Here is a 12,042-nt window from a genome sequence, read left to right on the forward strand (position 1 = left end):
TAAGAATTACTTTTTAAGCTTTAACACAATGGAAGAAGAACTTTTTTGGGATCTTACCCTCGTATCAGCTAGTGTGGCAGTCGTTCTTGGTATTGTATACCTGATCAGTATTGTCTGGTCATACAATGATGCAAAGAAAAGAGGCGTCAATGGACTGATCGTCGCACTGCTTGTAGCTTTTGTTGCCTGGCCCCTTAGCCTTATTGGCTGGTTTGTCCTGAGGCCATCCAAGAAAGAATACCAGCACCATTAGAAGAAGCTCGCTTTTAGCGCCAAGCCGGTAGTTTCTTCCAGGCCAAACATCAGGTTCATGTTATGAACTGCCTGACCAGAAGCTCCTTTCAACAAGTTATCAATCATGCTAATGATCAGGAGCGTATCTTCATATTGTTGCAGGTAGATAATGCCCTTGTTTGTATTAACTATCTGCTTCAGGTGAGGATTGCTCTCAGATACATGGACAAAAGGAGCATCTGCGTAGAAAGTATTATAAAGCGTTTTGATTGCTTCAAAAGGCTGCTCTATCTTGGTATAAAGAGAAGCATATATTCCTCTGGTGAAATCACCTCGCATCGGCAAAAACATCAGCTTAGCATCAAAGTCAGGCTGTAAACCATAAATACTTTGGTTTATTTCTTTTAGATGCTGATGCTCAAAGGCTTTGTAAACAGACACATTATTATTCCTCCAGCTAAAGTGAGAAGTTGCCGATGGTTTCTGACCGGCCCCGGTTGAGCCGGTGATTGCATTTACATGTACATCGTCCTTAAGCCATCCGGCATAAGCCAAAGGAAGTACACCTAACTGAAGGCAGGTCGCAAAACAACCAGGATTGGCAATATGGTTAGCTTCTTTGATTTTATGCTTGTTTAGTTCAGGTAGGCCATATACAAAATCGTTGCCTTCAGCATCTAATCTAAAATCCTGGCTTAGGTCAATCACTTTCACTTTCGCAGGAACTTCGTTCTCATTCCAGAATACTTTTGCCTCTCCATGACCAACACAGAGGAAAAGTACGTCTATATCGTAAGACAAGCTATCTGTAAAGGTAAGCTCCAGGTCACCTAACAAATCAGTATGCACATCGCTGATAGGATTTCCGGTATTACTTTTACTATGAACAAAAGAAATTTCTGTCTGAGGATGGTGGATTAGTAAACGAAGTAATTCTCCTGCTGTGTAACCTGCCCCACCTACTATTCCTACACTAATTTTCTCCATCGTTGTAAGCGTGATAAATTTTATTCTGATTAGAAAATATTTTAGTAAAGCCTTTTACATCTTCACCTGACCAGGCGAGATTCATTTCACCATACTGACCATATTTAGAAGCCATCAAATCATATTTAGATTCTATCCCAATCAATTCAAAACGATAGGGTAAAAGCTTCACTTCCACTGTTCCGGTCACTCTCTTCTGAGAATGCTCCATGAAAGCCTCCATGTCACGCATTACAGGATCCAGATACTGACCTTCATGTAACATCATTCCGTACCAGTTGGCAAGCTGCTCTTTCCAGTACTGCTGCCATTTGGCTAATGTATGCTTTTCCAGTAAGTGATGTGCTTTAATGATGATCAGCGGGGCTGCTGCCTCAAATCCTACCCTACCCTTGATTCCTATGATCGTATCTCCAACGTGAATATCACGCCCTATCGCATAAGGAGCAGCTAATTCCTGGAGTTTTAGTATCGCTTCGACCGGATTGCTAAAGCCTTGTGAATCAATACCTTTAAGCTCCCCCTCTTCAAATTTTAGTTTAACTGATTTAGGCGATTTCTCCTCCAGTTGGCTTGGATACGCTTCCTCCGGTAATGACTGATTGGAAGTCAAAGTCTCCTGCCCCCCTACACTTGTACCCCAAAGTCCTTTGTTAATGGAGTATTTGGCCTTTTCCCAGTTCACATCCACCCCTTTGGCTTGCAAGTAAGCAACTTCTTCCTGCCGTGAAAGTCGCTGATCACGTATTGGAGTAATGATTGATATATCAGGAGCTAAAATACTGAATATCAAATCAAAGCGAACCTGATCATTACCTGCTCCAGTGCTCCCATGCGCGATAAACTTAGCGCCTATCGCCTTGGCGTGTTCTACAATTGCAATCGCCTGAAAAACTCTTTCCGCAGATACCGAAAGCGGGTAGGTATTGTTCCTCAGTACATTACCATATATAAGAAAACGGAGGCATTTCTGGTAGAAATTATCGGTTTCATCAATCGTGCTATGTTGCTTAACCTCAAGCATTTCTGCCTTTTGCGCAATTTCATCTAATTCTTCTTTAGAAAAACCCCCGGTATTGACGATTACCGAATGCACTTCATATCCCTGTTCAGATAGATACTTGACGCAATAAGACGTATCAAGCCCACCACTGAAAGCTAGGACTAATTTCATGTTATTTCCCTGATTTTCAGCTTTTTCTATAGCCATTATTAATGTATAAGTTTAACTAACGAGTACTTTCTTCTGCGTATATTTTTTCAAAAAGGAGTGTTGCTTCAGCCTTAGCCAGCGCTCATACTTCTTGAGATGGTCCCTGACATTCTGGCGAGTGCTTGAGCTGCTTTCTTTTTGTTTTTGACTGCTCTTGGGAGTTGGGTCATAAAGCATGGCAGTACACAGGCAATTACTACGATTGTTTCTAGTCAGTATATCAAAATTGGGACAACTCTGGCAACCTTTCCAGAACTCATCATCCGTTGTTAATTCTGAAAATGTCACCGGACGATATCCCAAATCAGAATTAATTTTCATTACTGCCAGACTGGTTGTAATACCAAACAGTTTGGCATCCGGATATTTTTTCCGGGAAAGCTTAAATGCAGCCTTTTTAATTTTTGTGGCTAGCCCATGCTTTCTGTAATCTTCATTGACAATCAGTCCGGAATTCGCGATATATTTATTGTGCCCCCAGGTTTCAATATAGCAGAATCCTGCTACCGTATTTTGTTCCAGCGCAATGATCGCCTTTCCTTCCATGATTTTTCTCCGGATGTATTCGGGGGGTCTTTTGGAGATGCCTGTTCCTCGTTTTCGGGCAGCATCTTCAATCATTACGCTGATCGTTTCTGCGTATTGTGTATCTTTCTCAGTAGCTACTTGAATAGAAATATTCATTGATGCATCAAGATGTAAAGTTTGTTTGCTTAAAAAATGAGTGAATAGATTTGTAGGAAACGTTACCACATAGGTATCGCATTAACATATTAGACCCTGCCGGGCCTGAAGTGCCTAAGAGATGGGGATAAAAAAATAAATCGGTATGTGCTTAGTACATACATTGGGCAAAGGCATTTTTTTTTGAAGGCCTAAAGTTAATAAACAAAATAGTGAATACAACCAAATAGTTCATTTAATACCTTCTTATTCTCAATTAATTATATACGCAAAACTCCCATTGGCTTTACTGACTGAATTATTCATCTCTGTTATCCTTATAAGATCTCCTAACAGTAGAATAACCAAAATATCCTCTGACAATCAGTTGGCCGTCTTCATGAAGTGTTAACTGGCACAATTTATTTTATCGGTATCAAAACTCTCATTCCCTCCATCCTTACTGGATCGAACTTAGGGGTGCTTCAGGGCATTAAGAACATTTCTCCCTACCTGGGTCTATCCTGCTTCTCCTGATCAGGATGAATAGTAGCTTTCACGTTGCTTCTTTCCTGATTGGACCAACCTAAGCAGTCAATCTTACCAAAACAGGTTCCTCCACAATAGTATATCTCTATAATTACTTTCTTTACTTCTGTTTATCATTTTCCTGCTAACTGATCACCTGGCGGCAAAATATGGTAATGGGTAAAAGCTATGGAATATGAGGTAGCAATAAATGTTCTGGTATATATGTTACTTAGCACAACTTTTACAGACTTAACTATTTTTGTATGCTCAAATTAATTACTTGAATGCAAGACTGTTAATGTGTTAAGGACACAAAATATTATGGGTACGGACAAAGCAATCACTAAAAACTCAATCAGCATAACGATCAAAGGGCAACAATTAATGCTCTTAGCGGAAAAAGCTATTTTCTGGGTTGAAAAATCATACCTGATACTCACTGACGTGCATCTGGGAAAAGCCGGTCATTTCAGGAAGGCAGGCATTCCCATTCCCAGCAGTATCCATGAAGCTGACCTCCAAAATCTACAAAAGTTAGTTTATCGTTATAAGCCGAAATGTATACTTATTTTAGGTGACCTCTTTCATAGTGAAATTAATTTGGAGTGGAATATATTCCGGCGCTTTTTGGACAATAACGCTACCTATCAATTTGTATTGGTGAAGGGGAACCATGACATCCTGCCGGAAGATGCCTACCGGGAAGACAATTTGAAAGTGTATGAAGAATCATGGACCATAGCTCCTTTCTATTTTACCCATCACCCTATGGAAAGTGCACCTGAGCAGTTGTATTATATGGCTGGACATGTACATCCCGGTTATAAGGTCAGAGGTAAAGCCGGTCAGAGTATCAAATTTCCCAGCTTTCACTTTGCGAAAGAAGGCGCACTCTTACCTGCTTTTGGTAAATTTACCGGATGTGTGCATGTACCCAAAAAGCAGCAGGATCAAGTATTCATCGTAGTTCCTGCACTCAAAAAGCAATATAAACTCATGAAAGTTTAGCTTCATAATGTTCAAAAACAGGAAGTAGTCAATCAAATTTTCATAGAACACTTTCCTGAAGCACCAGTTGTTTTTTAAAAAGCATGGATAATATTGTTCAGGAAGCAGAAAAAATCATCTCCAGAAGAATTGGTGATCACGGTAACTTTCCCAACAACCCGACATTACCTTTACTGCTCTATAAGCAATCTCTACATATTAATGAAGGTGATGCCGAAAGTGTGGAAGAAGTCTTTGCGAAAAACGATTGGGGTAATTCATGGAGAAATGGTATTTATGGTTACCATCATTACCACAGCACTGCCCACGAGGTGCTTGGCATCTACAGTGGAAGTGCAAAAGTTCAATTAGGAGGTCCTGATGGTATAAAGTATGAAGTCAAAACTGGGGATGTTATTATCATACCCGCTGGGGTAGCACATAAGAAACTGGGGGCTACAGCAGACTTTGCCTGCGTGGGCGCCTATCCTCCCGGTCAGCATTTTGACATGAATTATGGCAAATCAGATGAAAGACCTAGGGTAGATGAAAATATAAAATCTCTTTCATTGCCTAAAACTGATCCGGTCTACGGAGATGAAGGAGAGCTAATACGAAATTGGCATTCAAGCTAAATTTTCTTAACAAAACCCTTTGTAAATGGATTGTTAAGATAGATTTCATTTTTTTAAACTTAATATATCGTGTCTGATAGGCTTGTGTTCATTTCGTTTCTATAAGATTTCAGCACGCTAGGTTTTTTTAAACAAATTCACAGATGTCTGAAGCACTTTGTCAGTGGCTGGGTATTGTCTTACTCATCGGTGTTATTTTGGATATAATCATAACTACCCTCTCACCACAAGGAGCAGGTTTTTTCTCAAAATTCATTATCAGTGGTGTCTGGAAAATTTTTCTCAGAGCCTGTGGCAAAAAGGGGGATCAACCTATACTAGATTATTATCCTACCATTGTATCAGTCATCATGCTCACTTTCTGGATCGCATTACTTTGGTTCAGTAATGCATTGATTCTCATCTCAGATCAAAATTCAGTATTAACTACTAACCGTATACCCACATCCTATATTGAAAAAATCTATTATACCGGCTATACCATCTCTACGCTTGGTAATGGTGAATTTATTCCCGGTTCTAATTTCTGGATGATATACACTAATTTTTTGGCGTTTACAGGTTTGCTTATGATCACAATAGGCATCACGTATCTGGTCCCCTTACTTCAAGGAGAAATACAGAGGAGAACCTTGTGTTTACATATTGCCTCTTTTGGCGATTCGGTAGAAAGGATTCTCATCCAAAATTGGAATGGAAGAGATTTTAGTAATTTGACTGATCATTTTGATGATCTGAGACAGGAAATATTTTACCTGGGCCAAAACCATAAAGCGTACCCCATATTACATCACTCTCATAGCCATATCAAACATCGCTCTACATCAATTACCATCTCTATGCTGGATGAGGCCCTTACGATTATGATGCATTGTATTCCTCAAAATCACTGGCCTAACAAAACTTCTATAAGATCACTGCGCTTTGCGATAACTTCTTATCTGTCTACACTGAATAGCGCATTTATTACTCCAGCAAAAGAGACACCTCCTTCTCCGGATTTTGAAAAGCTGAAACATGCCGGTATTCCGGTAACTTCTGATGAAAACAGTTTGAGAGACTGTTATGAGGACTTTACTGACCGTAGAAAATTACTCTTAGGCCTTTTGCATACCGACGGATGGCAATGGAAAGATCTTAACTTTAATACCTTATCAATTGATGAATGATAAATCGTATATGAAGAATTTTCTCAGTCTATTTTTTAATTTTACGAAGGGGTTTAACACTTTTGAATGGGTAATTTTAGCAGCTTTTGGTTTAGGAATCACATCATCAGAAGGTTGCCTGCTTTGCTGCTTATAAAACCTTTTTTAAAACATTTTAACCCATATATAGATGTATCATTATTAAGATGGTATGGATCTATAGATATGGCTGCTATTTTTTATGTATTGCATGAGTTCCAAAGAACGCTTATCATAAGATATGGGTGATGTTTTTTTAACATTTTTATATTTACCATCATACCTGGTGATAGCAGCCAAATGGTATTATCATGCTAAACAAAAGCAGTCTTGCATACAGACCAAGGCTTTTTATCTATCTTTGAGTTTTATTACAATATTTTTTTTGCATATATAAAAACTATCAATATTGAGAAATACCGACCAGACACCCATAGAAAGAATTTTTCAACATATTAAAGAATACATAGCCGCCCAACGAAATTTGCTGCTTACCATAGCATCCAAAAAAGGGGGCGATGTATTGTATGCCATCGTTCTTGCCCTTATTCTTTTCTTGATAGCATGTTATTTCCTGATGATATTTAGTGTAGGCATAGCTTATGGGATTGGGGTATGGATAGGCAGTATATTCTGGGGATTCATGATTGTAGCAGCGCTATATCTCCTCCTTGCTTTTTTGGTATGGATATTCCGTGACAGCTTATTGAGGACTCCAATTTTTAAACTTTTCTTTAAACTAGCGAACACTGACAAACAAGAAGCTCATGAGCAAAAAGACTAGCCAAAAAAAATACGAAGAGCTGAAAACTTATTACAAAGAAGAAGCCAAGGCAATTGAAAAACAATTGCATATGGACTTGGTGGCTGTACGCCATGAGTACATACCTCACCGTCTGAAAAACAAGTTTATTACCGGATGTGCTATTTTTGGTTCGGTTTACTTAGCTGAAAAATTAATATTTGGAAAGAGGCTTCCCAGAATCATCCGATTTACTACTTCCTTGTCTGCTATTGTTTGGGCACCAAAAGTATATCAAAAAATGCATGATAAACTTACTGGCATCGGAGCACAGGATCCTATAGAAATGGAAATGATAGAAGATCAGCAATATTACGATGAAAGCGGAGCAGAAATCGCAGAAGAAGATTACCTGCTTATGGATGAGGCAGAAGAAGAAGTTGAGCTATACCCTGAGGAGGAAAGTGAACAAATAATAAATCCTCTTAACAGAAAAAATGAAGATGATGATAAAAAAGAAGAAGGGGATAAGCTCCCCCCTACTTGATTTCCGATTCATTGAATCATCAAAACTGATAAGCAGAAAAAGGGCTTAAGCCACTCCTTCAGTTTGTAAAAAAATCTCCCAGGGGTGTGTCATGTAAGAAAGACTTTCTCTATTTAAAGCGTTTAAAGTGATTACATCATCCTTCAAAAGGGAGATATCCTCTTCATGATACTGTGACAATGCTTCAAGTTTATACTCAAGCACTTCTTTACTGTCTAATTGCAAAAGTTTAAGATCAGACTCTGTTGCTTCACGTATTTGACTTTCGTCTATCCAGGGCTGCTGTGCATATTCTATAATATTAGTATAGCAAGCTTCCTGTTGTAAGGCAGAGTGTATAATTCTCTTTATCGCAACATAGTCTTTCACTTGGTCAAACCGCCACGGGATAAGTACAGTATCGGGAAAATAATGTTTAAACTTCTGCTTACATCTGGATACGATTTCGTTGAAGCTATCCTGACCAACAGAAGGCACAGAAGCATGACCTATATCCATAAAGGTAATAGATTCCTCACTTACCCCTAATTTGGACAAAGCACTTTTCGCTTCATATTTTCGTAAATCTTTCAGGCATTGAAGTGGTATGTTATGAGTATCAGAAGAAGCATACATTGCATCGCAAATAAACATAACATGCACTCTGTATCCCATTTGACGGAGTAAGGCAATAGCACTTCCACATCCCATGATGTCAGTATTGGTCCTGCTGGCGATGACAAGTGTCGTACCCCACTCGTACACATTTAAAAGGGGACGAATCGCGATTTCATGTTGTGAATGCCGTACATTTTTCTTTCCAGAAGTCATGGATAACTTTTGGTTTAGTTATCAATAAGGCCAATCAGTTATGTTCCAAACAAATGCTTTTCAAAGGAGGGGCTTTCCTTTTCTATAGAGAATTGAGATTTTTATTCGGATTCAAGGTAGGGCCAAAAAAAATATCAGGCATACCTATAACTCACATAAGTTAATATTATTTTGATATTTTCAAAAAGCTTTGAAAAAAATTGTTTAAGGAAAGCTCACCCGGGGCAAAACATTTGGCTTGTTCATTGTGCCTAAAGCTGCTTTCTCAACAGATTAAGTAAAGCCACCTTAGTCAAATTGATATTCAGCATTCTGTCTTTTGTAAGCTGGAGTTTTTGCGTTTTCACTTCTTTATCATTGGCTACTGCTATCCAGATAGTACCCACCGGTTTATCCTCTGTACCACCTCCAGGTCCGGCAATACCACTACTGGCCAGTCCAAAATCCGAATGCATTAGTTTGCGGATGTTTTTTGCCATTTCTATAACTGTTTCCTCGCTTACTGCACCGTTTTTTAAAAGTGTATCATAGCTTACTCCCAATACTTCTTCCTTAAGTTGATTATGATAAGGCACCACAGCGCCCTGGAAGTAGGCTGAACTTCCTGCTAAACTGGTGAGGGAATGAGCCACATATCCTCCGCTACAGCTTTCTGCCAAGGCAAGGGTTTTCTGCTGGGCTTTCAGCATATTTCCGATGGCTTCTTCCAGGCTCACATTGCCTAGAGCAAACACATATTCATCAATTAGTGGCATTACTTTATCTACTTCTTCCATGACCTGCTTTTTTAGTGTAGTAAGGTCTTCTCCCAATGCGGTAAGCCTCAACTTGACACATCCTAAACTGGGCAGGTAAGCTAAACGAATATGTGCCGGCAAATTATCTTCCCAATCAGCGATCTTATCGGATAGCCACGATTCTCCAATACCCACAGTCTGTATCATCTGGTGAAAAATTACAGGAAGGGAAAATTTCTCTTTGACTCTGGGGAGCACTTCTTCATCCATGATGGTCTTCATTTCATAAGGTACGCCTGGCATAGAGACATAAATTTTACCACTTCGTTCAAACCACATCGCTGCAGCAGTACCCATGCGGTTGTGTACCATCGTACAACCCTCCGGTAAATCAGCCTGACGTTCGTTGGTTGGAGTAATATTTCTTCCTCTACTGGCAAACAAAGCTTTAATATGGGCAAGTGCTTGCTCATTTCTTTTTAATGGCATCCCAAAATATTCCGCCAAAGTATATTTCGTAATATCATCTTTGGTAGGTCCCAGCCCCCCTGTCATCAAAATAATATCTGCCCGGCCTGAAGCTTCATCCAAAGCACTGAGGATTTCCTCTCTGGCATCACCAATAGCAACCTTACGTAAAATTTTAATTCCCATTTCATTTAGCCTCTGCCCCATCCAATGCGTATTAGTATCTAGTGTTTGGCCATAGAGGATTTCATCTCCGATAGTAATCACTTCAGCATAAACATTCTTCATTTACCAGGATTAGGTTTATAGAGTTGGAACAAAATTTGAAAACGTTAAAGATATGAAGCAAAATAATAATACAAATATACCGCAACGCATTAGGCAAACTTTATTTGCCTTAATGCTTTTACCGCTGATGACCTTTTCAGCTTGTGATGTCTTAACTGGCATTCTCAATGATTACGGATCTGGTACCGGAGGCTTAAGTAATACCGAAATCACCCAGGGACTGAAAGAAGCACTGAAAGAAGGCGCTCGCTTTGCCAGCGACAATGCATCACAAGACAACGGATATCTGAACAACCCCATTGTTGACATCCGCATCTTACTTCCTCCTGAACTGAGGAAGGCAGAGAAAAATATCAGGAAAGTTCCGCTGATTGGCGATAAACTGGTAGATGATCTGGTAGAAGCCATGAATGAAGGAGCGGAAAAAGCGGCGGAAGAAGCGGCGCCCATCTTTGTAAATGCAATCACATCTATGACTGTTACCGATGCAGTGAACATATTGAAAGGACAGGATGATGCAGCAACCCAATATTTAAAGAGAACTACTTCCAACCAACTTGCCACTAAGTTTGAACCCATCATTGAAGATGCACTGGAGGACGTAGGTGCTACCAGAATTTACAATACCCTCAAGACTGGAATTAAGAAATACAATGACACCCCCTTTGTCAATAAACTGGATGTCAACGTAAAAGAGCTTCCGGAAATTGAAGCCTACGCTACTGAAAAGGCCTTAGACGGCCTATTCCGTTTGGTAGCCGTTGAAGAAAAGAAAATCAGAGATAATCCTTTTGACTATTCACAGCAAATTATCCGAAGGGTATTTGGAAGCGAGCTGAATGCTCAATCCTCCTCCTCAAACAGATATTGATTATAGGCATTCTGAAGTTCACGAAGAGCCAGAGAATTTTGCTGGCTCTTTGCTTTTTCAATACCTGTCATATATGTCTGCTCTGCACTTTTGTTCATGCCCAGGTCAACATATAGCTGGGCAGCATGGTAGTAGGTAGCAATATAATCGGGATGCTGCTCCAGTAATTTTTCAAAATACTGCAGTGCTTTTTGATCCTGGTTTTTCAAATATTCCAGAGCAATAGCATACAGGTTAAATGGATCATTCGGATCTTCTTTTAAAAAAGAAAAAAGTTGTTGTAAACGCTCTTGCGACATTAGCTTTGCTGGTTTTTATTTCTTTGATTATTACGTAACTTCACGCGATAATTTGGGTTACATAGATATTAGAAGTTTAGGTACTATTTTTTTATGAAAATACTAGTTTGTATAACACACGTTCCCGATACCACTTCAAAAATAGCTTTTACTGATAATAATACGAAGTTTGACACTACAGGTGTTCAGTTTATTATCGGTCCCTATGACGATTATGCGCTGGCACGCGCAGTAGAGTTGAAAGAGCAACATGGGGGGAGTGTTACCTTGCTGAATGTAGGGACATCTGCAACTGAGCCCACTATCCGAAAAGGATTAGCCATAGGTGCGGATGATGCTATCAGGATCAATGCTGAACCCAAAGATGCCTTTTTCGTTGCTAAACAGATTGCAAAGGTAGTGCAGGAAGGTAATTATGACCTCATTCTGATGGGCCGTGAGTCCATTGACTATAATGGAGGCCAGGTACATGGTATGGTAGGCGAATTAGTAGGCTTACCGTCTATCGCTCCGGTAATGCAACTGGAAATAGAAGGTGATACTGCAAAATTGGCCCGTGAGATTGAAGGCGGAAAAGAGTTTCTGGAAGCAAAGCTACCGTTTATCGCTGGCTGTCAGGAACCGATTGCGGAGTGGAAAATTCCCAACATGCGGGGGATCATGACTGCCCGTAAAAAACCCCTGGAAGTGAAAGAGCCAAGCGGTGATGAGCAAATGACAACAACCATCAGCTATGAAATGCCACCCGCTAAAGGTGAAGTTAAAATGATTGATCCCGAGCAAGTTGAAGCCTTGGTAAAAGCTTTGAAGAACGATATCAAGGTGCTCTGATTTATTAAGATA

14 protein-coding genes are annotated in these 12,042 nt (G+C 39.7%); 8 read left to right on the top strand and 6 right to left on the bottom strand.

Translation table 11 applies throughout. The features are described 5' to 3' along the window. Window positions 1-28 precede the first annotated feature (28 nt). Window positions 29-253: a hypothetical protein gene (locus tag OKW21_RS14495; RefSeq protein WP_277480334.1), complete on the top strand. Its 225-nt coding sequence runs from the start codon at window positions 29-31 to the stop codon at window positions 251-253. Here OKW21_RS14495 and argC read toward each other — a convergent pair. Genes argC through OKW21_RS14510 form a run of 3 tightly spaced genes read right to left on the bottom strand, consistent with a single transcriptional unit; the run spans window position 250 to window position 3,118 of the window. Further along, window positions 250-1,221: an N-acetyl-gamma-glutamyl-phosphate reductase gene (gene argC, locus OKW21_RS14500; RefSeq protein ID WP_277480336.1), complete on the bottom strand. Its 972-nt coding sequence runs from the start codon at window positions 1,219-1,221 to the stop codon at window positions 250-252. The two genes, OKW21_RS14495 and argC, sit on opposite strands and share 4 nt — an antisense overlap. Next, entirely contained in the window at window positions 1,208-2,431 is a 1,224-nt protein-coding gene (locus OKW21_RS14505; RefSeq protein WP_277480337.1) for an argininosuccinate synthase, read from the bottom strand. The genes argC and OKW21_RS14505 overlap by 14 nt, the downstream gene beginning before the upstream one ends. Window positions 2,432-2,446: 15 nt before the next feature. Further along, window positions 2,447-3,118 (bottom strand): GNAT family N-acetyltransferase, encoded by a 672-nt coding sequence (locus OKW21_RS14510; protein ID WP_277480338.1) that lies wholly within the window; start codon window positions 3,116-3,118, stop codon window positions 2,447-2,449. 831 nt (window positions 3,119-3,949) lie between these two features. Between OKW21_RS14510 and pdeM the strand changes: the two genes are divergently transcribed. The 5 genes from pdeM to OKW21_RS14535 all read left to right on the top strand — a co-directional run bounded on the left by pdeM (window position 3,950) and on the right by OKW21_RS14535 (window position 7,726). Next, a complete protein-coding gene (pdeM, locus tag OKW21_RS14515; protein ID WP_277480340.1) occupies window positions 3,950-4,636 on the top strand; it encodes a ligase-associated DNA damage response endonuclease PdeM in 687 nt (228 codons plus the stop codon). Between the two features lie 83 nt (window positions 4,637-4,719). Beyond that, a complete protein-coding gene (locus tag OKW21_RS14520) occupies window positions 4,720-5,250 on the top strand; it encodes a cupin domain-containing protein (RefSeq protein WP_277480342.1) in 531 nt (176 codons plus the stop codon). 143 nt (window positions 5,251-5,393) lie between these two features. Continuing rightward, window positions 5,394-6,419: a potassium channel family protein gene (locus OKW21_RS14525; protein ID WP_277480343.1), complete on the top strand. Its 1,026-nt coding sequence runs from the start codon at window positions 5,394-5,396 to the stop codon at window positions 6,417-6,419. Between the two features lie 427 nt (window positions 6,420-6,846). Next, window positions 6,847-7,221: a hypothetical protein gene (locus OKW21_RS14530; protein WP_277480344.1), complete on the top strand. Its 375-nt coding sequence runs from the start codon at window positions 6,847-6,849 to the stop codon at window positions 7,219-7,221. Then, entirely contained in the window at window positions 7,205-7,726 is a 522-nt protein-coding gene (locus OKW21_RS14535; RefSeq protein WP_277480346.1) for a hypothetical protein, read from the top strand. The genes OKW21_RS14530 and OKW21_RS14535 overlap by 17 nt, the downstream gene beginning before the upstream one ends. 45 nt (window positions 7,727-7,771) lie before the next feature. On the opposite strand, the gene OKW21_RS14540 is transcribed toward OKW21_RS14535, so the two are convergent. Further along, the gene (locus OKW21_RS14540) at window positions 7,772-8,536 is read right to left on the bottom strand and encodes a PIG-L deacetylase family protein (protein WP_277480347.1); all 765 of its coding nucleotides are present in this window, start codon (window positions 8,534-8,536) and stop codon (window positions 7,772-7,774) included. A gap of 251 nt (window positions 8,537-8,787) precedes the next feature. Continuing rightward, window positions 8,788-10,029 (bottom strand): competence/damage-inducible protein A, encoded by a 1,242-nt coding sequence (locus tag OKW21_RS14545; protein WP_277480348.1) that lies wholly within the window; start codon window positions 10,027-10,029, stop codon window positions 8,788-8,790. A gap of 52 nt (window positions 10,030-10,081) precedes the next feature. Between OKW21_RS14545 and OKW21_RS14550 the strand changes: the two genes are divergently transcribed. Continuing rightward, the gene (locus tag OKW21_RS14550; RefSeq protein WP_277480349.1) at window positions 10,082-10,900 is read left to right on the top strand and encodes a DUF4197 domain-containing protein; all 819 of its coding nucleotides are present in this window, start codon (window positions 10,082-10,084) and stop codon (window positions 10,898-10,900) included. Here the strand turns inward: OKW21_RS14550 and OKW21_RS14555 are convergent. Beyond that, complete coding sequence (locus OKW21_RS14555; RefSeq protein ID WP_277480350.1) at window positions 10,873-11,199, bottom strand: tetratricopeptide repeat protein; 327 nt, start codon at window positions 11,197-11,199, stop codon at window positions 10,873-10,875. The genes OKW21_RS14550 and OKW21_RS14555 overlap by 28 nt on opposite strands. Before the next feature lie 93 nt (window positions 11,200-11,292). Between OKW21_RS14555 and OKW21_RS14560 the strand changes: the two genes are divergently transcribed. Next, entirely contained in the window at window positions 11,293-12,030 is a 738-nt protein-coding gene (locus OKW21_RS14560; RefSeq protein WP_277480351.1) for an electron transfer flavoprotein subunit beta/FixA family protein, read from the top strand. Window positions 12,031-12,042: the final 12 nt, after the last annotated feature.

This window comes from Catalinimonas alkaloidigena, assembly GCF_029504655.1.
Classification (GTDB): domain Bacteria; phylum Bacteroidota; class Bacteroidia; order Cytophagales; family Cyclobacteriaceae; genus Catalinimonas; species Catalinimonas alkaloidigena.